General features: G+C 64.3%; 19 protein-coding genes. 9 read left to right on the top strand and 10 right to left on the bottom strand.

From position 1 onward, the window contains the following. Positions 1–45: 45 nt before the first annotated feature. Complete coding sequence (locus tag IVA80_RS30335; protein WP_247438371.1) at positions 46–1,041, top strand: P1 family peptidase; 996 nt, start codon at positions 46–48, stop codon at positions 1,039–1,041. Positions 1,042–1,091: 50 nt separating this feature from the next. After that, a complete protein-coding gene (locus IVA80_RS30340; RefSeq protein WP_247438372.1) occupies positions 1,092–1,304 on the top strand; it encodes a KTSC domain-containing protein in 213 nt (70 codons plus the stop codon). 13 nt (positions 1,305–1,317) lie between these two features. Here the strand turns inward: IVA80_RS30340 and IVA80_RS30345 are convergent, their stop codons facing one another. Continuing rightward, positions 1,318–2,136 carry an EF-hand domain-containing protein gene (locus IVA80_RS30345; RefSeq protein ID WP_247438373.1) on the bottom strand — a complete coding sequence of 273 codons (819 nt, stop codon included), beginning with the start codon at positions 2,134–2,136 and terminating at the stop codon, positions 1,318–1,320. Between the two features lie 251 nt (positions 2,137–2,387). On the opposite strand from IVA80_RS30345, the gene rpe reads away from it, so the two are divergent. Then, positions 2,388–3,089, top strand: coding sequence for a ribulose-phosphate 3-epimerase (gene rpe / locus IVA80_RS30350; RefSeq protein ID WP_247438374.1), 702 nt, complete (start codon positions 2,388–2,390; stop codon positions 3,087–3,089). A 500-nt stretch (positions 3,090–3,589) separates the two neighbouring features. After that, positions 3,590–3,781 carry a hypothetical protein gene (locus tag IVA80_RS30355; protein WP_247438375.1) on the top strand — a complete coding sequence of 64 codons (192 nt, stop codon included), beginning with the start codon at positions 3,590–3,592 and terminating at the stop codon, positions 3,779–3,781. A 26-nt stretch (positions 3,782–3,807) separates the two neighbouring features. Here IVA80_RS30355 and IVA80_RS30360 read toward each other — a convergent pair whose 3' ends face one another. The 5 genes from IVA80_RS30360 to IVA80_RS30380 all read right to left on the bottom strand — a co-directional run bounded on the left by IVA80_RS30360 (position 3,808) and on the right by IVA80_RS30380 (position 8,131). Then, complete coding sequence (locus tag IVA80_RS30360; protein WP_247438377.1) at positions 3,808–5,232, bottom strand: bifunctional serine/threonine-protein kinase/universal stress protein; 1,425 nt, start codon at positions 5,230–5,232, stop codon at positions 3,808–3,810. A gap of 5 nt (positions 5,233–5,237) precedes the next feature. Further along, positions 5,238–5,978 (bottom strand): metallophosphoesterase family protein, encoded by a 741-nt coding sequence (locus IVA80_RS30365; protein ID WP_247438379.1) that lies wholly within the window; start codon positions 5,976–5,978, stop codon positions 5,238–5,240. A 116-nt stretch (positions 5,979–6,094) separates the two neighbouring features. Continuing rightward, the gene (locus IVA80_RS30370) at positions 6,095–6,700 is read right to left on the bottom strand and encodes a hypothetical protein (RefSeq protein WP_247438381.1); all 606 of its coding nucleotides are present in this window, start codon (positions 6,698–6,700) and stop codon (positions 6,095–6,097) included. Then, positions 6,693–7,364: a hypothetical protein gene (locus tag IVA80_RS30375; protein ID WP_247438382.1), complete on the bottom strand. Its 672-nt coding sequence runs from the start codon at positions 7,362–7,364 to the stop codon at positions 6,693–6,695. The genes IVA80_RS30370 and IVA80_RS30375 overlap by 8 nt, the downstream gene beginning before the upstream one ends. Next, on the bottom strand, positions 7,361–8,131 hold the full coding sequence (locus tag IVA80_RS30380; protein ID WP_247438384.1) for a MotA/TolQ/ExbB proton channel family protein: 771 nt from the start codon (positions 8,129–8,131) through the stop codon (positions 7,361–7,363). Before IVA80_RS30380 ends, IVA80_RS30375 begins: the two co-directional genes overlap by 4 nt. A gap of 185 nt (positions 8,132–8,316) precedes the next feature. On the opposite strand from IVA80_RS30380, the gene IVA80_RS30385 reads away from it, so the two are divergent. The 3 genes from IVA80_RS30385 to IVA80_RS30395 all read left to right on the top strand — a co-directional run bounded on the left by IVA80_RS30385 (position 8,317) and on the right by IVA80_RS30395 (position 11,715). Continuing rightward, positions 8,317–9,687 (top strand): histidine kinase, encoded by a 1,371-nt coding sequence (locus tag IVA80_RS30385; protein ID WP_247438386.1) that lies wholly within the window; start codon positions 8,317–8,319, stop codon positions 9,685–9,687. Positions 9,688–9,694: 7 nt separating this feature from the next. Beyond that, positions 9,695–10,345 (top strand): response regulator transcription factor, encoded by a 651-nt coding sequence (locus tag IVA80_RS30390; protein WP_247438388.1) that lies wholly within the window; start codon positions 9,695–9,697, stop codon positions 10,343–10,345. A 242-nt stretch (positions 10,346–10,587) separates the two neighbouring features. Further along, positions 10,588–11,715, top strand: a complete 1,128-nt coding sequence (locus tag IVA80_RS30395; RefSeq protein WP_247438390.1) for an MBL fold metallo-hydrolase — start codon at positions 10,588–10,590, stop codon at positions 11,713–11,715. A gap of 361 nt (positions 11,716–12,076) precedes the next feature. On the opposite strand, the gene IVA80_RS30400 is transcribed toward IVA80_RS30395, so the two are convergent. Further along, the gene (locus IVA80_RS30400; protein WP_247438392.1) at positions 12,077–12,661 is read right to left on the bottom strand and encodes a TetR family transcriptional regulator; all 585 of its coding nucleotides are present in this window, start codon (positions 12,659–12,661) and stop codon (positions 12,077–12,079) included. 569 nt (positions 12,662–13,230) lie between these two features. On the opposite strand from IVA80_RS30400, the gene purB reads away from it, so the two are divergent. Both purB and IVA80_RS30410 read left to right on the top strand, forming a co-directional pair. Beyond that, positions 13,231–14,538: an adenylosuccinate lyase gene (gene purB, locus IVA80_RS30405; RefSeq protein WP_247438393.1), complete on the top strand. Its 1,308-nt coding sequence runs from the start codon at positions 13,231–13,233 to the stop codon at positions 14,536–14,538. Between the two features lie 148 nt (positions 14,539–14,686). After that, on the top strand, positions 14,687–15,859 hold the full coding sequence (locus IVA80_RS30410) for a M20 aminoacylase family protein (protein WP_247438394.1): 1,173 nt from the start codon (positions 14,687–14,689) through the stop codon (positions 15,857–15,859). A 20-nt stretch (positions 15,860–15,879) separates the two neighbouring features. Here the strand turns inward: IVA80_RS30410 and IVA80_RS30415 are convergent, their stop codons facing one another. The 3 genes from IVA80_RS30415 to IVA80_RS30425 are packed head-to-tail and all read right to left on the bottom strand — an operon-like array spanning position 15,880 to position 21,467. Next, positions 15,880–17,712: a caspase family protein gene (locus IVA80_RS30415; protein WP_247438395.1), complete on the bottom strand. Its 1,833-nt coding sequence runs from the start codon at positions 17,710–17,712 to the stop codon at positions 15,880–15,882. 42 nt (positions 17,713–17,754) lie between these two features. Beyond that, positions 17,755–19,644, bottom strand: a complete 1,890-nt coding sequence (locus IVA80_RS30420; protein WP_247438396.1) for a caspase family protein — start codon at positions 19,642–19,644, stop codon at positions 17,755–17,757. Continuing rightward, positions 19,644–21,467, bottom strand: a complete 1,824-nt coding sequence (locus tag IVA80_RS30425) for a caspase family protein (RefSeq protein ID WP_247438397.1) — start codon at positions 21,465–21,467, stop codon at positions 19,644–19,646. Before IVA80_RS30425 ends, IVA80_RS30420 begins: the two co-directional genes overlap by 1 nt. Positions 21,468–21,595: the final 128 nt, after the last annotated feature.

The following is a 21,595-nucleotide window of genomic DNA, read 5'->3' on the forward strand; positions in this document are numbered from 1 at the left end:
GTCCGTGCGCTATCGCTGACGGCAGTAGCGCATGGAGTGCCGGCCTTGAAAAATCTGCTTACCGATATCGCCGGCGTCCGCGTCGGCCACGCCGAGGATGCGACAGTCGCCTCCGGCGCGACGGCGATCATCTTCGATTCCCCGGCGGTCGCGGCGATCGACGTGCGCGGCGGCGGCCCCGGCACGCGCGAGGACGCGTTGCTCGATCTTGCCAGCACGATCGATCGCATCGATGCGATTGCGCTGTCCGGCGGCTCCGCCTTTGGAATCGAGGCCGGCGGCGGCATCCAGGCCTGGCTTGCCGAACAGGGCCGCGGCTTGCGGATTCGCGAAGCGGTGATCCCGATCGTGCCGGGCGCGATCGTGTTCGACCTGCTCAACGGCGGCGACAAGGCCTGGGGGCGCTTCGCGCCCTATCGCGATCTCGGTTATGCCGCAGCATTGGCCGCAGGCGACGATTTTGCGCTGGGCAGCGTCGGCGCCGGCCTCGGGGCCACCACCGCGACCTTCAAGGGCGGACTCGGCTCGGCCTCAGCAGTCCTGGCCAACGGCATCAAGGTCGCCGCCATCATGGTCGTCAACGCAGTCGGCAGCGCAACCGTCGGCGAGGGACCGTGGTTCTGGGCGGCGCCGTTCGAGGAGAACGGCGAGTTCGGCGGGCGCGGCCTGCCGCCACAGTTCACGCCGGACATGCTGGCGATGCGCATCAAGGGCGGTCCCGCCGCGAGCGCACGTGAAAACACCACGATCGGCCTTGTCGTCACCGATGCCACGCTGACCAAGGCGCAGGCCAAGCGGCTTGCGATGATTGCGCACACAGGATTTGCCCGCGCCATTTATCCGGTGCATGCCCCGACTGACGGCGACGTGCTGTTCGCTGCCGCGACCTGCGAGAAGCCGATCGAGCCGCTGGTCGGCCTCACCGAACTCGGCACGGTCGCCGCCAACGTGGTCGCGCGCGCGATCGCACGCGGCGTCTACAATGCGACGGCGTTGCCGTTCCCCGGCACGCTGCCGGCGTGGAAGGACCGGTTCGGCTAGAAACGAAACGGTGGATACGGCGTTATCCTGGCGCTCCAAGGTGCACCGCCATGCCGTCTTCCGTGATCCGCTTCTTCCGCTATGCGCCCGACACGCGCGAGCTGAAGGTGACTTTCGTCAGCGGACGCCTGTATATCTACGAGGACGTTCCGCCCGAGGTCGCCGCCGCGTTCGGGAATGCGTATTCAAAGGGCACGTTCTTCAATCACGAAATCCGTGATCGTTATGCCTATCGCGACATCACTCGCGCGCATGTCGGTTAACCGGGGATACGGCTCACACGCTCATCGACATCGATGAAGCCGCGGATCCCGCCGAGGCCTGCGCCTGGCGCTGCATCATCTGCCCGAACCAGTCATAAGGCGAATTGCCGCCGCCGTTCGCATTTGACGAGTTGGAGGCGCCCGGGACCGTCGTCGCCATCTTGAAGCCGTCGGCAAAGGTGACAGTGGTGGTGGTCGAGCCGTCGGCGCCGGTCGTCGTGGTCGAGGTCGAGCCGCCGCTCGATTGTGACGAGGAATCCGAGCCGCTGCCGGACGCATCGCCAGCAGCTTGTGCCTGTTGGTGCCCGTGATGGCTGCTCTTCAGCGCCTTCGACATCTCATCCAGACTGACGCTGCCGTCGGAATTCGTATCCATCTTCGAGAAGACGTCGTCGGCCTGCGCGAGGTTGGTACCACCAGCCCCCAGCCCGTTCTCGAATTCGGATTTGGTGATGTTGCCGTCGCCATCTGCATCGATCTGCGAGAACATATCCTTCAGTGCGTCCTGCCGGCTCGTGGATTTTGATGCCGAGGCCAATGTCGAGCTCGATGACGCCGAGTTGGTGGCGCTGCTCGCGCTGCCCGACGACAGGCCTTGCATGGCGAGCAATGCGCTCATCGTCTCCGGCGCGAGCTGTGGACCTTTGCTTGACGCGACCAGCGACGTCACGATGCTGGCCGGGTTGTCGACCGCGAACGCGTTGGTCGCGGCTTGCGAAGACCCGGTCTTCTGCGTCGACCCGGCCTTCTGCGTTGCCGATGACGATTTCGAGTCCGTCAGCGACTGTAGCGCGTCGAGCGCACTGCCTACGGCACCGAGGGCGAACAACATTGCACAACTCCAACCGATGCGGCATGCCGCGGCGAATGTTCCTCGGATAAGTCAGCAAGCGTCGTGCCAGCGCGAAAAGCTCAATGAATTCCGCCTTCGCCGCGCTTGGCGCGGCAAGGGAACATCGGCAATTCATGCCGCAGACGGCAGAAATTTCCGCCCACAGGAAGCACGCCGCCCCTGCATTGCCCGGCGTAGAGGCCCATGTTAGGCGAGGTCCATCATTTACGGCCGCCACGGGAAACCGCGCCATGACTCAAGCCTTCGCCCCCCGCCCCCTGGCAATCGCGCCCTCGATCCTGGCCTCGGATTTCTCCAAGCTCGGCGAGGAGGTGCGCGCGGTGGACGCTGCCGGCGCCGACTGGATCCACCTCGACGTGATGGACGGTCACTTCGTTCCCAACATCTCCTACGGCCCCGACATCATCAAGGCGATGCGCCCGCACACCAGGAAGATATTCGACGCGCATCTGATGATCTCGCCCTGCGACCCCTACCTCGAGGCCTTCGCCAAAGCCGGCTGTGACCACATCACCGTGCATGCGGAAGCCGGTCCGCATCTGCACCGCTCGCTCCAGGCGATCCGCGCGCTCGGCAAGAAAGCCGGCGTCTCGCTCAACCCGGGCACGCCGATCAGCGCGCTCGAATACGTCCTCGATCTTGTCGACCTCGTGCTGGTGATGTCAGTCAATCCGGGCTTCGGCGGCCAGGCCTTCATCTCCTCCGCGATCGGCAAGATCCGCGACATCCGCGCGATGACGGCAGGCCGTCCGATCGACATCGAGGTCGATGGCGGCGTCGGTGCGGACGTCGCGGGTCCCTTGGCCGCGGCGGGCGCCAACGCCTTCGTCGCCGGCACCTCGGTGTTCAGGGGCGGCACGCAGGAAGCGTACAAGACCAACATCGCCGCGATCCGCAACGCCGCCGCAGGTGCACGCGGCGAAGCGATCTGAACCGCAACACATGTGCTGAAAAGCTGCGGATCTTACGGGTGTTGCGACGCGCAATGCCTAAAATTGCAACTTTGATCCGTACTCCTCCGGGCTTCCCTGATTCGCGCAAATCACCGCTAGTGATTCTTGCCTGTTTTCGCGGGAGCACATCATGACGACGACCCTGGTCTGGACTGGCGTGGCGTTGTGGCTTGGTTTTTGTGCGTTTGTTGTGTTTGGCCCATCTGCCGGACCGGTGAAGGTCCCGGCACGTTCGGCCCGTATCGTCCGTCGCGACTGGGTTCGGGCCTGAGCCGATGCAGATCGCACTCGTGAAGCGTCAGCCGAAGCGCAGATGCCGCATCCCGCGGCGCCCGCATCCTGACCTCGACTATTTCTTCGGTCGGCTCCAACGCACCGAAGGCGAGATGCGCGACGACACCGGGCCCGAGACGGCGGACCTGGATCACCCGCTCCGGTCACCGCGCCGGCATTGAATTCTTTTTTCCGGACTGAAGCTGATGAAACCGCACTGCCCGAACTGCCTGAAGGAAATGACCAAGGCATCCGCGTCGCGTAACCTGTTCAATTGCGAGCCCTGCCGCGAGATCATCCAGTATTTCGGCGGCAGCGCGGACCACGGCGAGCCCGGCCCGCAATTCTGCTGGCCGATCCGCCGCAAGCGCGCCATCCACGCCGCCCACGCGGCCTGATCCCTTCCAAGATCCAGGGCGCGGCCCTATCCGGCCTCCTCATCCGCATCCCCGGCCATCCGCGGCGGCCGCACCATAGTGACGGTGCAGGCCGCTTCCGAGGCCACTTTGGCGGAGACGCTGCCGAGCAGCGTGCGGCGGAACGAGCCCTGCCGCGCGCCGATGATGACGTGGTCGACGTGGTTGACCTCGCAAAACTCCAGGATCGCCGCAGCGGGATCGACGGCTTCCAGCACGTGGGCCGACAACCGGCTTTCATCCAGCTTGAGCGGCATGGCCCAGTGGCGGAGCGCCACCAACCGGTCGATATGCTTGTTGGAGCCCTGCTCGTCCAGCGTCCGGTCGATCGCGATGCGGTTCAGCTTCAGCACGTTGAGACAGGCGAGCCGCGCCGAAGGCAGCGTAGCGAGAATGCGCTCTGTCGTCACGCGCAGCGCCTCGTTCAGCTCCGGCGCGCCTTCCACCGTATCGAGCGCGACCGCGAGGATCGGGCTGGAGGCGATTTGCGCGGCGACGTCCGATTTTGCGCGTGGCGTCATGACGCCCTGGTTGAAGCGACGGCGCCAGGCGACGCTGAGCGGATCGCGCTTCAGCCGTTCCGAACGCGCGGTGAGCTTGACCTGGTCCGGATGGGCAAGATCGAAGGCGAGCTGGGACGCGGTCGGATAGCGCCATACCGGCTCGATCTCGAGACATCGCAGCACCACCTCCTGGAGCCAACGCGGATAGTCGGCGCGCAAGCCGCGCGGCGGATGCGGATCGCGCCACAGCCGACGACGCATCGCGCGCAGCGTCTCGCCCTCGCCGAACGGCCGCTCGCCGGTGGTGAAGAAATAGAGCAGCACGCCCAGCGAAAACAGATCGCTGCGCGGATCGTCGCGCACACCCAGCAGCCGCTCGGGCGCCATATAGGGCGCGGTGCCGTAAGGCAGGCGGAACTCCTCCTGCAACAGATCCGGCAAATGGTTGTGGTGTGACAGGCCGTAGTCGATCAGCACCGCCTCGCCAGAGTCGCGGAACATGATGCTGCTCGGCTTGACGTCATGATGGATGACGTTCTGCCGATGCAAATCGGCAAGCGCGGTCGCGATCTTCGCAACCAGCTGCCGCGCCTCGTCATAAGGCAGCGGCAGGTCCGGCAGCCGCTTGTAGAGCGTGGCCCCGACGATGCGCTCGACCACGACGTAGGCCTGATGCGCGAAATCGCCGGTGCCAAAACATGAGGGCACGTGCGGCCCGGCGAGCCGCGGCAGGATCATCATCTCCATCTCGAAGGAGACGATCGCGGCAGGGTCCTCGCCCTCCGACACCCGCGGGATCTTCATCAGCAGCGGCACGTCGATCCCGGGATGGGTGACGGTCCACAGCGTCGCCATGCCGCCGGCATGGACGCACTCACCAATGGTGTAGCCGTCGATCTCGGCGCCTGATTTGACCAGGGGTTGCGGCATCGTCGTCAGCGTCCCTGCGACAGCCGGTCGGCGAGCCAATGCGGCAGGCCGTTCTCGCGAATCCGGTTGGCCGCAGTCTCGACGTCATAAGGTGCGCGGCAATAGGTGATCTGGCACGACACCGTGTCGAACAGCACGAAGGCTGCGGATGGATCGCCGTCGCGAGGCTGGCCGACCGAGCCGAGCACGGCAAGCCATTGCCGCCCGCGCAAAAGCGGCACAGAAACGTCGGTCTTGGGCACGAGGCCGGTCATCTTCGCCGTCACCGACATGGAATAGAGGGCCGGGCGATGGATGTGACCGCAGAAGGTGACATGGGCGGGCGTCGATATCAGGCTCTTGGCCGCATCCGCCGTCGAACGGACATAATACCAGCGCTGGGGGCTGGAGGCTTCCGAATGCACGAACAAGCGATCGGTGTCCTCCACCAGCATCGGCAGCTCGGCGAGGAACCGCCGCTGCGCGACGTCGAGCCGCCTGCGCGTCCATTCGATCGCGACTTGCGCCTCCGCATTCATGGCCTCGGTCGTGGTGTTGACCGCCTCGTCATGATTGCCGCGGACGGCGATGGCGCCCTCCTGGACCAGACCCATCGCGGTGTCCACGACCCATTCCGGATCGGCGCCATAGCCGACGAAATCGCCGAGCAGGGCGAACCGCTCCGCGCCCTTCGCGCGGGCAACCTTCAGGCAGGCCTCGAACGCCTGCCGGTTGCCGTGGATATCCGAGAACACAGCGAGAAGCACGCACCCTCCACCCTCAGTTGTTATCGAAAGCCGATAAGGCCAAATTGAGGGAGGTCAACAGGATGCGCCAGCGCGGCGCGGTTTTCCAGCGCGGCTCTGCCGTGATGGTGAAGAGCCTATTGCTCGTCTTTCGGCGGCATCCTGGGCGGCGGCAGCGGCGTGAACACGGCGCCTTGTGCGCCGGCCGGCGGAGCACTGAACTCACCCGTCGATGAATCGCCGCCGCTGGTCTCCATGATGGTCTTGGGCGTCACATATTCCCGGACCATGTCGATCAGGCTGCCCTCGCCGCCGCCGAAATCGGCGGCGCGCCCGCCTTGCAGATGCCCCGCCGCGATCTCGTTCTGCGCCGCATGGGTCTTGTCGGCCATCCGGTCGTCGTAGGGCACGCGAAAGGCCCGGGGGATGCCGCTCGGGCGATTGTCCTCATCCAGCGCCTCGACCCATAAATAGATCGAGCCGGGATCGCCTTCCAGCGAATGCGGCTCGACGATGCGGGCCTGGAGCAACTTGAACGAAGCCGGCAGCTTCTCCGTGCTGGCCCAGCCGAGCAGCCCGCGCATGCCGCCGAAGCTGACAACGTAGAACACGCTGGTCACGACCACCGCGATCGCCTTCAGCGACCAGTGCAGGCGTGCATAGACCAGCACGACCAGCAGCAGCGCGCCGATCACGGCGTAGGCGACCGACAGCGTAAAAATGACCAATTGCAGATCACTCACGGCGCATCCTCACGCCGGTCTTGGGATCGAGATCGGCACCATTCGCACGCACATTGCGAAACGTCTCCAGGAGCGATTTCGGCCGCTGGTCGACATTGACGACCTTGCCCTCGGCATCGAGCCGGAACCGTACCGCGGTCTTTTCGTCGCCGGTGCGATTGAGCGTCAGCTTGTTGTCGAACACCACCTGCGCGGTCGGATTGAGCTTCTGCACCTTCACATTGGCCGAGACGGGCTCGTTTGTCGTGGCCTGAAAATGCGAGACGTTGACGGTGTATTCGCCGGCAACAATGCCGCGCACCGTGACGATCTCCTCGCGAATGGGCGAAGCGATCTTCTTTCCGTTGACCATGATGAAGTCGTTGGCCCCGCCGCGGTCGTCGCGGTCGAGCGTGAGGAAGCCGGCCTCGCGGTGGCGATACCAGGCGATATTGCCGGCGGGGTCCTGCACGAACAGGTCGAGATCGTCGGGGTGACTGTCCGGCCAGTCCAGCGTGATCATGAACTCCGCCTTGGAGTCGATCTTGCCCTCCTTGGCATCGGGCGATACCGCGAGCAACGCGAGAAAGAACAGGAAGGCGACCACCTGGAGCGCCTTGAACAGCATCACGCCCAAGGGATCGAAAGGCTCCTCGCGCGGATAGAGACCGAAATCGTCCATCATGAGGGCATTCCAGAACCCTTGCGCTCCAGCACCGGCGTGACGTAGGTCTCGGTCAGCACCACGGCATCCGAGAACACCCGCTGGGTTGCGGCATCCAGCATGTAATACTGGATGCGGACCAGGATCGAGCCGACGAGGCCCGCCAGCGTCGTGTACATCGCAACCGCCATGCCGTCGCTCATCAGCCCCATCGAGGAACGCATCGCGACCTTGTCGGCGGCATCGAGACCCGCAATCGGCGCCAGCATGATGATGAAGCCGACGATCGTGCCGAGCAGGCCGAGCTTCATCAGCGTGTCGGAGACAAAGGCGCCGAAGCCGTTCGAGCCACGCAGACGGTCTGCCAGCGTTCGCAGCAGCAGCGTCTGGTCGACCCGCCGGTAGTCCTGCGCCGTGGCCTTCGTCACCAGGCTCTCGATGTGATCCCGCACCAGCCCGCGCGGCAGTGCCGTCGCGCTCGCATCGAGGGCCTTGCTGCCGCCGGGGGCCGAGAGCACAGCGCGGCAGCGACGCGCCGCCGCGCCCTCGCGGGCAATCGTCCGGGTCCGCAGGAAGCAGTGACCGCAGGTGAGAACATAGAGCGCCGCGATCACGCTCGAAATGTAGGTCCGGTCAGAGGTCAGCATCAGATGGATCAGGCCGAACCGCCACAACAGGACGACGGCGAAGATCGAAAGACCGGTGAAGATCATCCAGAACAGGAGCGCGCTGCGCTCGGACGGGTCGGTCGCAGGGCCCGCGATCGGCCCAATCGTCATCGAACTCATGCTGCACTGCTCCCGGCCTGCAACGATTCCCCGCCCATTAGATCAAAGCCGCCGCGCCCGGTCCAAAGAGCCATGCCCAATCCGGCTTGGGAAATTTGCCCGAGCGGCGATCCTGCCGTTCCCCGCAATTGGCAAGGCGCGGCGACGTTGTTAGGCTGACCGTACCAAACGTTGGGGGTGATCGCATGCGCCTTGTGCTTCAGCTTGTCGCCCGTCTGCTTGTCATCGTGGCGCTGTGCCTCGGTGCTGCGACCGTCTGGGCCATGTTCGATGCCTATCGCAGCGTCGACCGGGCGACTGCGGCCTCGGCGCAACGGGTCGCGCAGGCGCTTCAGGCGCTGTACTGGCACGAGTTCTTGTTGCGCAGCAGCAGAACGCGCGAGCAACTCCTGCCGGTTCCGGAATGGCGCACGCTGGAGACGATGAAGCTGATTTCCCCCGGCGTCTGCGTCGAGTTCCAGCCGGCCATCGCCTTCGAAAGGCCGCTCTGCGGCCAGAGCCAGGGCATCGGCAGGACGCCGCCGGGCTGGTTCACTGCAATAGTACCCATCTTCATCGGCAGCCACGCCGAGGTGGTAAGGCCCGTCAGTCCCCGCGCGGCAGCTGCCGGAACGATCGTCGCGACGCCGGATTCCGCAGCGGCCATCTCGCTGGCCTGGGAGTACCTCCTCAACGTGGTCGATGTCGCGCTTCTGATGGCGGCGGCGATCGCACTCCTGGCGTCGCTCGCCATCGCCCACGCGCTGGCGCCGGCGCGCACCATCGTCACCGCGCTCCAGCGCATGGCGCGGGGCCAATATCGTACGAAACTGCCGCGCTTCCGCTCCATGGAGCTGACGATGATCGGCAGTGCGGTCGACGAGCTCGGCGACCGGCTGGAGGAGGCCACCGAACAGCGCGCGGCGTTGACAAGGCGGCTGATCGAGATCCGTGATGACGAACGCCGCGCGCTCGCCCGCGAGCTGCATGACGAGTTCGGCCAAAATCTCTCCGCCATCCTCGCCTTCGCCAACACAATCGAGACCGCCAGCGCGAAGCAGAGCAAGGATAACGGAATCGCGCAGGACGCGCGCATGATCTCGCAGGCCACCCATCATCTGATGGCCTCGCTTCGCGATGCGCTCAAACGCCTGCGCAATCCCCTGCCCGAGGAGCTTGGGCTGGAGGCTAGCCTCGTGAATTTGGTGGACAGCTGGCGCTCGCAAAGTGCATCGCAGCCGATCATCCGGCTCGATCTCAAGGGCGACCTCACCGACATCCGCGGCCCGGCCGCCACCACTGCCTATCGCGTGGCGCAGGAATGCCTCACCAACGCCCTGCGCCACAGCTCGGCGCGCGAGATCTCCTTGCGCATCGAGCGGCGCGCGGATGACGAAGACACGTTGCTGATCCGGGTCGAGGACGATGGCGGCGGCGATGCGGAGCGCGTGGCGCTGTCGGCCGGCTTCGGCCTCACCGGCATCCGCGAGCGGGTCGCTGCGGCCGGCGGATCATTGTCGATCCTGCCCGCCAATCGCGGCCTCAGCGTCGCCGCCACTATTCCGCTCGCCGCGTGAGGCCGACATGAACGAGGTTGCCGCAACAGGCATCTCCGTGCTGCTGGTCGACGACCATCCGATCGTGCGGCAAGGCTACAGGCGGGTGCTGGAGAGCCAGGGCGATCTCAATGTCGTGGCGGAAGCCGACAATGCCGCGGATGCCTACGGCGCCTTCAAGGCGCACGATCCCGACGTGGTCTTGCTGGATATCTCGATGCCCGGGGCGAGCGGGCTGGAGGCGATCCGCAACATCCGCGCGCGCAGCCCGCGGGCGCGCATCCTCGTCTTCACCATGCACAACGAGGCCGTGCTGGTGAAAGCCGCCTTCAGCGCCGGCGCCAGCGGCTTCGTCACCAAGAGCAGCGAGCCCTCCGCGGTCGTCACCGCGATCCGCAGCGTTGCGCGCGGCGAACGCGCCATGAGCGACGACATCGCGCATATCTTGGCCGAGGACAGCCTGTCGGCGGGCTCGGCACTGGATCAACTGGGTGAGCGCGAGATCGAGATCCTGCGCCAATTCGCCGGCGGCGCCACCACCGAGCAGATCGCGGCGCATCTCAATCTCAGCGTGAAGACGGTGCAGAACTATCATTACCTGATCAAGACCAAGACCGGCGCGCGCACCGACGCGCAGCTCGTGCGGCTGGCCGCGAGTTGTGGGCTGACCAGGATCTAGAGCTTGGCGGCTGGACGCTTAAAGCGCCCACATCTGCGGATATATGGTTCCCGACCGGCCCTCATGAAGATCTGCGGTCTCTCTCCGATTGTGTTAGGTTCGATGGCAGGCACGGCATCCGGCGCGAGGCCGCCGGTGGATGTCTGCCAGGCTCCGATATTCAACGAGAGCCCCTTTGATCGACTCTTTCGAAGCCGTCCTCGTTCCGTTGCATGCTTTGCACCACAACAGGAGACGCTTCCATGAACATCAGGGACAGTTTCCTTGCAGCATTGATCGGCTTCAGCGTTTTCGCGATCGGAACCACCGAAAGCGCAGCAACCGAGGCGAAAGACCAGATCACCATTCTTTACGACGCTTTCGGCACAAATGACGCGATGACAAAGGACTGGGGTTTTTCCGCCCTTGTCGAAATCGCGGGAAAACGCATCTTGTTCGATACGGGTAACGACCCCCAAATCTTCGCCGCAAACGTGAAGGCGAAGGGTGTCAATCTCTCGGACCTTGACTTTGTCGTTCTTTCGCACCGCCACTCCGATCATATGGCGGGATTGTCCTACGTCCTAAGCGTCAATCCGTCCGTGAAGATCTACGCGCCAAAAGAAGGATTTGGGATCTACGGCTCTTCGCTGCCTTCCGGCTTCTACCGGAAAGACGAGGCCTTGCCGCCGGAGATGCGGTACTATGGAGGCAAGGCCCCATCGGTGATGAAGTTCGGCTCGGCATGGGCCAACGCAAACTTCGAACTGATCGATCAAACGACCGAGATTGCTCCTGGTATCACGCTTATTTCGCTGATCTCCGACGCGCCCGGGACAAAAGAACTCAAGGAACTGTCTTTGGCCGTCAACACGGCAGACGGCGTAGTCCTTCTGGTCGGTTGTTCGCACCCGGGGATCGAGCGCATCGTCGAGGCGGCGACCGGTATCAATCCCAGGATTCATCTCATCGCGGGTGGATTTCATCTGGTCGTCGCGCCTGACGAGGCCATCGCGAAAGTCGTTACCGCTCTGAAGGACAGGTTCAAGGTCGACGCCGTAGCACCGGGACATTGCACCGGCGAGCCGACTTTTGCCGCGCTCCAGAAAGCGTTTGGCGACCATTATCTCTATGCCGGCCTCGGCACGTCGATTTCGGTTGGAACGAGTGTGGGCGGGAATGCCAGACGCGGGGAAGGTCCGACGATTGATGACCTTGCGACGTATCGCAAACTGGCCGGGCGCGAAGACCCGTTCGGCATATTGCGGTCGCGCAGCTTGCGGTTGGGATCCGCGCTCCAGCGCATCGGCGCGCAGTTCGCATCTTTATCCGACGCTGTAGCCAAGCGAAATGGAACCGACACCGTCGCGCCGTGGTTAGCAGCAGAGTGAAGGAGTTGCGCCATGAGTAAGGCTATGCACCGAACGATCGTCGATCCTCCGCTCATCACCGTAGGCGAACTCATCGACGAACTCTGCCGCTTGCCGGATACGGCCGTCGTGCACTTCCGCTGCCCCGCACTCGATCAGGAGCTTACATTCTACCACCTTCGGAAGCGGTCAAAGGACGCTGTCGAAATCGCGGTGAATGCATATCCGGAGAGCCCGCCGATTGTCCCACCGTCCGACGCAGCTTTTCACGCGCGCAGACAATCACTCCGCTCGCCTTCCCTTCGCAAGGACGCACTTCCGCGCAAGGCGAAAGGCTGAATTGGCAATTACGCGCTTTGAAGTTTGAAGGGAGAGTGTCGGTCTAGGCCTTCAACCCGCGCAGCACGAGGGCGAGCGTCGCGTCGACGCGGGGGGGGAGATCGGCGTCCTTCCATTCGTCGGCATGGGCCGGATGGTGGAAGCGGACGGTCGCATCGAAGATGGCGCGGGCGGTGGTCTTGACGTCGCTCACCTCGAACACGCCCTGCTTCACGCCGTCGGACAGGATCGCCGAGATCTGGTCGATCATGGTGTCCTTGTGACACCTGACGGCTGCGCAGGCCTCGCGCGCTAGCGTCAGATAGGTCTCGAACATCTCGGGGTCGTCGAGCACGCGCGAACGCTTGGCGGCGAACAGCGTGCGCAGCCAGCGGTCGAGCCGCACCGGCGCGGGGCCCTGCTCCTCGGCGATCTGGCGCAGCGGTCCGTCGATGCGGTCCAGCCAGCGCTTGGCCACGGCTTCGCGCAACGAAGCCTTGCTCGGGAAATGACGATAGACGCTGCCGTGGCTCACATCGAGCGCACGGGCCACGTCAACCACGGTGGCCTTGGCAAGTCCGTAGCGCCGCAGGACGTCCTCGGTGACTTCGAGGATCCGCTCCGGCGTCAAGATAACGACTTCGTTCATGCCAGCACCATGTTCCCATTGAGGGCCCAGTTACCCGGCGATGGAGCTGCTTCCGAAGCGCCCGTGCCGGTCGTTTCGGAAAGCTCTCGCCTTAATGAGGCAGTTTTGCAGCCTGCGCCGCGATCTGGCGCGCCACCAGTAAATTGAGCCAGTGCCCAATCGTCCCGGTCAAATTGATGATTTCGGTCGTCATTGTCTTAAGTCTCCATTCGTCCGCGGTCCCCTCTCTTCAATTTCGTCCCTCGATCCGCATTTGTTTCGGACGTCGGGACTTCCGGGGGAGCCGCGGGACGCCCAATCGGAGCGTCCGAGAACGGATATACACGTCTCGCTGACAGATTTCAATATCTGTTAGTCAATGATCCGTGATCGACAGCTAATATTTGCGACCGGCCTCCCTTGCGGTGGTCGTCCCGGTTGGCTGGTCCAGTGGATAGCTTGGCGATCCCCGCTCCCCTGGGGCCCCGATCGTTTGTTTCGCCCTCCCTGCTCTGCTAAATCACGGCGTAAAAAGCATTTTGGCCGGTGCCGCCACCTCGGCTGCCCGTCCACCTCTTTGGAGTCGTCAGATGATCCCCCGCTATACCCGTCCCGAAATGGCCTCGATCTGGGAGCCGCAGACCCGGTTCAAGATCTGGTTCGAGATCGAGGCGCATGCGGCCGACGCGCTGGCCGAGCTCGGGACCATCCCCAAGGAAGCCGCCAAGACGGTCTGGGCGAGAGCCGGGAACGCCACCTTCGACGTTGCCCGCATCGACGAGATCGAGCGCGAGACCAAGCACGACGTCATCGCCTTCCTGACCCACCTTGCCGAGATCGTCGGCCCCGAGGCACGCTTCGTGCACCAGGGCATGACGTCCTCCGACGTGCTCGACACCTGCCTCAACGTGCAGCTCACCCGCGCCGCCGACCTGCTGCTAGCCGATCTCGACAAAGTGCTGGCAGCGCTGAAGAGGCGCGCTTTCGAGCACAAGATGACGCCGACCATCGGCCGCAGCCACGGCATCCACGCTGAGCCGGTCACCTTCGGCCTCAAGCTCGCTTATGCCTACGCCGAATTCTCGCGCGCCAGGGAACGCCTGATCGCCGCGCGGAAAGAGGTCGCGACCTGCGCTATCTCCGGCGCCGTCGGCACCTTCGCGCAGATCGATCCGCGCGTCGAAGAGCATGTGGCGAAAGCCATGGGTCTCGTCCCCGAGCCGATCTCTACTCAGGTCATTCCGCGCGACCGGCACGCGATGTATTTCTCCACGCTTGGCGTAATCGCCTCCTCCGTCGAGCGTCTCGCGGTCGAGATCCGCCACATGCAGCGTACCGAAGTGCTGGAAGCCGAAGAGTTCTTCTCCGAAGGACAAAAGGGCTCGTCCGCGATGCCGCATAAGCGCAACCCGGTGCTGTCGGAAAACCTCACCGGCCTCTCCCGCATGGTGCGCGCCTATGTGACGCCGGCGCTGGAAAACGTCGTGCTCTGGCACGAGCGCGACATCTCGCACTCCTCCGCCGAGCGCATGATGGGTCCGGACGCAACCGTAACGCTCGACTTCGCGCTGGTGCGTCTCGCCGGCCTGATCGACAAGCTGCTGGTCTATCCCGCCAACATGCAGAAGAACCTCGACCGTCTCGGCGGTCTCGTGCACTCCCAGCGCGTGCTGCTGGCGCTGACGCAGAAAGGCGCGAGCCGCGAGGACGCCTACAAGCTGGTGCAGCGCAACGCCATGCCGGTCTGGCGCGGCGAAGGCGATTTCCTCCAGCTCCTCAAGAAAGACGCCGAGGTGAAGAAATATCTCTCCGACGCCGAGATCGAGGAGCAGTTCGACCTCGGCTATCACCTCAAGCACGTCGACACGATCTTCAAGCGCGTGTTCGGGGAAGCATAGGCTCGTAGGGTGGGTTGGCCCTGGGGCTGCGCGAAGCGCAGTCCGCTGGCATAACCCACCACTTCTGTCTCCGCGAAAACCAACGAGGTGGGTTACGATTCGCTGACCCGCCCTACGAACTGCAGCAAAACAAAAACGGATCCCCCTCATGCCCATCGTCAACCGCGTTGCCGCCCTCTCCGACGAAATGGCCGCCTGGCGCCATGACTTCCACGAGAACCCGGAGCTGCAATACGACGTCCATCGCACCGCCGGCATCGTCGCCGACAAGCTTCGCGAGTTCGGCTGCGACGAGGTGGTGACGGGCATTGGCCGCACCGGCGTGGTCGGCGTGATCCGCGGCCGCAAATCGGCCTCCGGCAAGACCATTGGCCTGCGCGCCGACATGGACGCGCTGCCAATCATGGAGACGTCAGGCGTCGCCTACGCCTCCAAGGTCCCCGGCAAGATGCATGCTTGCGGCCATGACGGCCACACCGCCATGCTGCTCGGCGCCGCCAAATATCTCGCCGAGACGCGCAATTTCGACGGCACGGCGGTCGTGATCTTCCAGCCCGCGGAAGAAGGCGGCGGTGGCGGCAAGGCGATGGTCGAGGACGGGCTGATGACGCGCTGGAACATCCAGGAGGTCTATGGCATGCACAACATGCCGGGCCTGCCCGAGGGCCATTTCGCAACCACGCCCGGCGCGATGCTCGCCTCCTCCGACAACATCCAGATCACGGTCCACGGCAAGGGCGGCCACGCCGGTGCGGGTCCGCATAAGTCGATCGACAGCGTGCTGATCGGCGCGCAGATCGTGGGCGCGCTGCAATCGATCGTCGCGCGCAACGTCGATCCGCTGAAGTCCGCCGTCATCTCGATCACGCAATTCCACTCCGGCACGGCCTTCAACATCATCCCGGAGATCGCCGAGCTCGGCGGCACCGTGCGCACGCTCGATCCCGAGGTGCGCGATCTCGTCGAGCGCCGCATCGGCGAGGTCGCCGAGAGCGTCGCCCGTGCCTATGGCGGTTCGGCCGAGACCAAATACACGCGGATGTATCCGGTGACGATGAACCATGCGCGCGAAGCCGGCCTTGCGGCCGACGTCGCCCGCGACATCGTCGGCGCCGAGCGCGTCAACGACAAGTTCATTCCCATGATGGGCGCCGAAGACTTTTCCTTCATGCTGGAAGCACGCCCCGGCGCGATGATCCTGGTCGGCATGGGCGACGGCAACGAGTGCCATCACCCGGCCTACGTCTTCAACGACAACATCCTGGGCCACGGCGCATCATATTGGGTGCGGCTGGTCGAAACGCGGATGCCGGCGGGTTGATTGATCGTGGGCGCGGGCCCTTAGTTGCAAACCTCGACAGCATTCTGGCCGGCGACGCCGGCGCCCGCGCCACCGGTTCCCGGCCCAGCAGTCGGGGTCACCAATCTGCATCCCGAACGAACCGGACGACAGCCGGCCGAGCTGCAAATGACTTGGCCCGACGAGCGGGCCTGCTGACTCGCCGGTGAGGCTTCCTTCTGTTGACGATCGGAATCGCGCTTCTGCGCGTCGTCCCGTCTCGCAACCGGCTTCTCCGGCGTCTTGTCGCATTCATTGTCGTCGTTGACGCGATCACCAGCGCGGCAGGTGATCTTTACGCAGGCATCGCCATCAGCCCTGAAGCCGCGCTCGCAAACCAGCGGACAAACACGTCCGGGCTTGGCCTTCAGCGCGTCGAGCACATCCGCATTCGCAAGGTTCGCGTCGAATCTGGTCCCGGCGTGTTTATTGAACAGCGTCAACGAGCGTTGCGCCGTCTCGCCCCAATCACTCTCCGGTCCAGCCTTCATGCAGCCCACGCGGCGCAATTCAAGCTGAACGGATCTGGAGAGATCGCCCGGTGACGGGGAGCTCGGCGGCGGCGACAGGGCCGCGACCTTCTTGCTCTCGGCATCGGCGCTCTGTTTGTCCGCAGCCTGCTTCGCCACAGCTTCAGCCGCCGCCTTCTCGATCGCCTGCTTCTCCGCGAGCGCCTTCGCCGCCGCCGCCTCGGCTACCTTGCGCTCGCGTTCGGCTGTCTCAGCCTTTGCCTGCTCGATCTGCTTTTGCTTTTCCGCGGCGATCCGCGCATCTTCGGCGGCTTTGGCGGCAGCCGCGGCTCTTTCCAGCTCCGCTTTCTGGGCACGTTCAGCGGCGAGCTTCACCTTGTCCTGCTCGGCCAACCGCGCCTTTTCCGTCGCCGCCGTGCGCTCCTCTTCCGCGGCAATCTTCTTCAACTGCACGCGGGCGAGGTTGGCGTAAAAGCCATCCGGATAGGTCTGGAGAAATGCTTCCCAGGCTTCACGCAGGCCGGCCTGAAGGGCAAGCTCGTAGTCCCGGCGTACACTGTCCTGTGGATTTGCCTGCGGGCCCGCAGCCGCCGGCCTTGCCGGCACCAGCGTCACGTCGTCGCCGCCGAGCGAGCCATAGACATAGGGCTCCTGCTTGTAGCCGGTATTCTTCAGCACGTCGTCGCGGACAAAACCGAACGCCTTGCGCAGATCGAGTCCCGGCTTCGGCAGATGATCGGTCAACGCGACCGCAAACGGGCTGTTGCGGGAATCGCCATCCGAAGCCGTCGAGCCTGCCTTGGCCGCGAACGCGATCATCGTGTTCGGGCTGGTCGGCTCGACCTTCGCGAGCCCTCGCCCGATCGCGCGCGAGGCCACCGTGCGCTTCATGGTCTTGGCGAAAGGGTTGTCGCGGCAGGCATCGAGAATGACGAGACGAAGCTGCTTGGCCGGTTCGACCGCATACAGCGCACGGTCGAGGGCGATGGTCTCGTCGAGGACGTCGCCGTCGGTTTCCAGCATGGCATCGGTCGGAACGAGGTAGTTGTTGCCGTCAAGCTCGATGCCGTGGCCCGCATAGTAGATCACCGCCATGTCGGCATCGCGCGTCCTGGCTGCGAACTCGCGCAGCATGCGCCGCATTTCGCTGGCATTGAGGTCCAGCTTGATGTCGACGGAATCAAAGCCGGCGTTCCTGAACATGGCGCCGACCAGCCCAGCGTCGTTCACCGGGTTCGCGAGCCGCGGCGCGTTCTTGTAGGCGGAATTGCCGATCACGAGCGCAACGCGCCTCTCGGCATGTGCAGGTCTGCAACCCAGCCAAACGGCAAAAATCAACATCCCAAGAAATCGAACGATATTCATCCAGATCGCCTAGCCTTATACAGGCAAGTTTCCATCACAAGTCTAATTGCAGACCTCAAAGTTGCCGCCGGTTGCAACATTCGAACTGACCCTTCCTGGGATGGTCCCGCTCACAAGCCGACATCCCTTTTGCACCGGACGGCAGCCTGTCGAGCTGCAAATGATCTGCCCGCTCGCCTCGGGCTTGGCGGGCGAAGATTCGGTTGCCTTCCGCTCAGCGTCGCGTCTTGAGGAGTTCTCGCGCGTCGCGACCGGCTTCTTCTCCTGAATCTTCTCGCACTCGTTGTCGTCACCGACGCGATAGCCGGCGCGGCAGGCGATCTTCGCGCATTGATCGCCGTCGGCCTTGAAGCCGAAATTGCATATAAGCGGGCAGACACGTCCCGGCTTCGCCTTCAGCGCATCGAGCGCGTCGACGCTCGCAAGCTTCACGTCGAACTGGGTGCCGGCATATTTATTGAACAGCGTCAGCGAGCGCTGTGCGGCCGAACTCCATTCCCCGTCCGCAGCCGAGGCAAGACAACCGACGCGGCGCAATTCGCTCTGCACGGATTTCGCCAGATCAGCTGCCGACACATTGGATGTCGGCGCCGGCGCGAGGGCTGCCACTTTCTGGCTCCCGGCCTCCGGTATCTGGCGATCGGCTGTCTGCTTGGCGGTCTGCTCGGCTGACGCCTTCTCCGCGGCTTGTCTGGCGGCGAGCTCGGCTTTGGCCTTCTCCGCCGCCTGCTTCTCGGCCTGCGCTTTGGCGGCGGCGGCCTCGGCCACTTTGCGCTGCTGCTCGGCCGCCTCTGTCCTCGCCTGCTCGATCTGCTTCTGCTTCTCGGCCGCGATCCGCGCCTCTTCGGCGGTCTTCGCGGCCGCGGCCGCTTTGTCCTGCTCGACTTTCTGGGCGCGTTCGGCAACGAGCCTTGTCTTCTCCTGCTCGGCCGCCTTGGCCTTTTGTTCAGCCGACGCGCGCGTCTCCTCGGCGCCGATCTTGTTCAACTGGCCCTTGGCGAGATTCGCATAGAACCCCTCAGGATATTGCGCCAGGAACGCTTCCCAGCCGTCCCGCGTGCCGAGCTGGAGCGCGAGTTCATAGTCTCGCCTGAGCTCAGACTGCGGATTGGGTTGCGGGCCGGTCGCAACCGGCTTGGCAGGAACGAGCGGCACGTCATCGCCGCCCAGCGAGCCATATACGAAGGGTTCCTGCTTGTTGGCAGTGCTCTTTAGCACGTCATCGCGCACGAAGCCGAACGCTTTGCGCAGGTCCAGGCCGGGCTTTGGCAGATGGTCCGCGAGAGCCGTGGCGAACGGGCTGTTCCGGGAGTCGCCATCCGACGCCGTCGAGCCCGCCTTGGCCGCAAACGCGATCATCGTATTCGGGCTGGTCGGCTCGACCTTGGCAAGGCCGCGGCCGATTGCACGTGAGGCCACCGTACGCTTCATCGTCTTTGAGAAAGGGTTGTCGCGGCACGCATCGAGGATGACGAGCCGAAGCTGTTTGGCAGGCTCGATGCTGACCAGCACGCGATCAATCGGCAACGCCTCGTCGTAGACGTCGGTATCGGTCTCGAGCGCTGCATCGATCGGAATCAGGTAGTTGGTGCCGTCCACCTCGAGACCGTGGCCCGCGTAGTAGACGATCGCGACATCGGCGTCTCGCGTCCGCGCGCCGAACTCGCGCAGCGCCTTGCGCATTTCGGGCGCGTTCAAGTCCTGCCTGACGTCGACCGTGTCGAAGCCTGACCTCTTCAACATGCCGCCGATCAAGGCCGCGTCGTTGACGGGATTGCCCAGCTTGGGCGCACTCTTGTAGGCGGAATTGCCGATCACGAGCGCAACGCGCTTGTCGGCGAGCGCCGGGCTGCAGCCCAGCCAGCTTGCGACAACGGAGCCGACAAGAGCTGTGAGCGCGATGGCCGAAGTCCGAAAGCGATGCTTCATCATCAATTGCATATTTCGGCCGGTATCTTAACCGTAGGAGTGGCCGGATGATTGGCCGTTCCGAGCCGGCATCCCTTGGCAATCGGCCTGCATCCGGCGTTGTTGCAGATCATCTGCCCCGAGGCCTGCGGCGTCGATGGAGCCGCCTCCGTTTGTTTTCGATCCGCGTCGCGCCTCCGGGAATCCTCGCGTGTCGCGACCGGCTTCTTCTCTTGGATCTTCTCGCACTCGTTGTCGTCACCGACGTGATAGCCGGCGCGGCAGGTGATCTTCACGCATTGATCGCCGTCGGCCTTGAAACCGAAATTGCACACGAGCGGGCACACCCGTCCCGGCTTCGCCTTCAGCGCATCGAGGGCATCGACGCTCGCAAGCTTCACGTCGAACTGGGTGCCGGCATATTTGTTGAACAGTGACAGCGAGCGCTGCGATGCGGCGCTCCAGTCGCCGTCGGAAGCGGCGGACAGGCAGCCGACGCGGCGCAATTCGCTCTGCACGGATCTGGCCAGATCGACCGCCGACAAGGTGGATGTCGGCGCGGGCGAGAGGGCAGCCACTTTCTGGCTCTCGGCCTCCGGGATCTGCCGGTCGGCTGTCGGCTTTGCGGCCTGCTCGGCTGACGCCCTGTCCGCAGCCTGCCGGGCGGCAAGCTCGGCCTTGGCCTTCTCCGCCGCCTGCTTCTCGGCCTGTGCTTTCGCAGCGGCAGTCTCGGCCACCTTGCGCTGCTGCTCGGCCGCATCAGTCCGCGCCTGCTCGATCTGCTTTTGCTTCTCCGCTGCGATCCGCGCCTCTTCGGCGACCTTCGCCGCCGCAGCCGCCTTGTCCTGCTCGGCCTTCTGGGCGCGTTCGGCAACGAGCCTCGTCTTCTCCTGCTCGGCCGCCTTCGCCTTTTGCTCGGCGGCCGCGCGCGTCTCCTCGGCTCCGATCTTGTTCAACTGGCCCTTGGCCAGATTGGCGTAGAAGCCCTCCGGATACGCCGTCAAAAATGCTTCCCAGCCGTCGCGCGTGGCGAGCTGAAGCGCAAGCTCGTAATCTCTGCGAAGCGCATCCTGCGGGTTGGCCTGCGGACCGGTCGTGGCCGGCTTGACGGCGACTAGCGGCACGTCGTCGCCGCCCAGCGAGCCGTAGACGTAGGGCTCCTGCTTGTAGCCCGTGCTCTTGAGCACGTCGTCGCGCACGAAGCCGAAAGCCTTGCGCAGGTCGAGGCCCGGCTTCGGCAGGTGCTCGACCAAAGCGACGGCGAACGGGCTGTTCTTGGAATCACCGTCAGACGCGGTCGAACCGGCCTTTGCCGCGAACGCAATCATGGTGTTGGGGCTGGTCGGCTCGACCTTTGCCAACCCGCGTCCGATCGCGCGCGACGCCAGCGTGCGCTTCATGGTTTTGGAAAACGGATTGTCGCGGCACGCGTCCAAGATGATCAGGCGCAGCTGCTTGGCCGGCTCCACCGCGAACAGCGCGCGCTCCACCGGGATGGTCTCGTCAAGAACGTCGCCATCGGTCTCGAGCGTCGCGTCGGTCGGAATGAGATAGTTGGTGCCGTCGAGCTCGATGCCATGCCCGGCGTAATAGATCACCGCCATTTCCGCATCGCGCGTCCTGCCGGCAAACTCACGCAACATGCGCCGCATCTCGCTGGCACTGAGATCCAGCCTGACGTCGACGGAATCGAAGCCGGCCTTCTTGAACATGCCGCCGACTAGGGTGGCATCGTTCACGGGATTGCCGAGCTTGGGCGCGCTCTTGTAGGCGGAATTGCCGATCACAAGCGCCACCCGCCGGTCGGCATGCGCCGGTCCGGAGGTAAGGCCAATGGCAAATATCAATAAAGCAAATAGCCGAAACGGAATCACTTGCGTCCCCCCGGATGCAATTCCATGAGACTATTCCGAGCATCGCCGGTTGCCAAATCCTCCTATGTGATGCCGATCACATAAAGCCTCGGGACGGCTCT

The organism is Bradyrhizobium sp. 139 (assembly GCF_023074175.1).
Lineage (GTDB): Bacteria > Pseudomonadota > Alphaproteobacteria > Rhizobiales > Xanthobacteraceae > Bradyrhizobium.

Bases quoted from the DNA above. Each gene is read 5' to 3' on its own strand.
- IVA80_RS30340 (WP_247438372.1), top strand. From the start codon at position 1,092: ATGCCGTCTTCCGTGATCCGCTTCTTCCGCTATGCGCCCGACACGCGC.
- IVA80_RS30345 (WP_247438373.1), bottom strand. From the start codon at position 2,136: ATGTTGTTCGCCCTCGGTGCCGTAGGCAGTGCGCTCGACGCGCTACAG.
- rpe (WP_247438374.1), top strand. From the start codon at position 2,388: ATGACTCAAGCCTTCGCCCCCCGCCCCCTGGCAATCGCGCCCTCGATC.
- IVA80_RS30355 (WP_247438375.1), top strand. From the start codon at position 3,590: ATGAAACCGCACTGCCCGAACTGCCTGAAGGAAATGACCAAGGCATCC.
- IVA80_RS30360 (WP_247438377.1), bottom strand. From the start codon at position 5,232: ATGCCGCAACCCCTGGTCAAATCAGGCGCCGAGATCGACGGCTACACC.
- IVA80_RS30375 (WP_247438382.1), bottom strand. From the start codon at position 7,364: ATGATGGACGATTTCGGTCTCTATCCGCGCGAGGAGCCTTTCGATCCC.
- IVA80_RS30380 (WP_247438384.1), bottom strand. From the start codon at position 8,131: ATGAGTTCGATGACGATTGGGCCGATCGCGGGCCCTGCGACCGACCCG.
- IVA80_RS30385 (WP_247438386.1), top strand. From the start codon at position 8,317: ATGCGCCTTGTGCTTCAGCTTGTCGCCCGTCTGCTTGTCATCGTGGCG.
- IVA80_RS30390 (WP_247438388.1), top strand. From the start codon at position 9,695: ATGAACGAGGTTGCCGCAACAGGCATCTCCGTGCTGCTGGTCGACGAC.
- IVA80_RS30395 (WP_247438390.1), top strand. From the start codon at position 10,588: ATGAACATCAGGGACAGTTTCCTTGCAGCATTGATCGGCTTCAGCGTT.
- IVA80_RS30400 (WP_247438392.1), bottom strand. From the start codon at position 12,661: ATGAACGAAGTCGTTATCTTGACGCCGGAGCGGATCCTCGAAGTCACC.
- purB (WP_247438393.1), top strand. From the start codon at position 13,231: ATGATCCCCCGCTATACCCGTCCCGAAATGGCCTCGATCTGGGAGCCG.
- IVA80_RS30410 (WP_247438394.1), top strand. From the start codon at position 14,687: ATGCCCATCGTCAACCGCGTTGCCGCCCTCTCCGACGAAATGGCCGCC.
- IVA80_RS30415 (WP_247438395.1), bottom strand. From the start codon at position 17,712: ATGAATATCGTTCGATTTCTTGGGATGTTGATTTTTGCCGTTTGGCTG.
- IVA80_RS30420 (WP_247438396.1), bottom strand. From the start codon at position 19,644: ATGATGAAGCATCGCTTTCGGACTTCGGCCATCGCGCTCACAGCTCTT.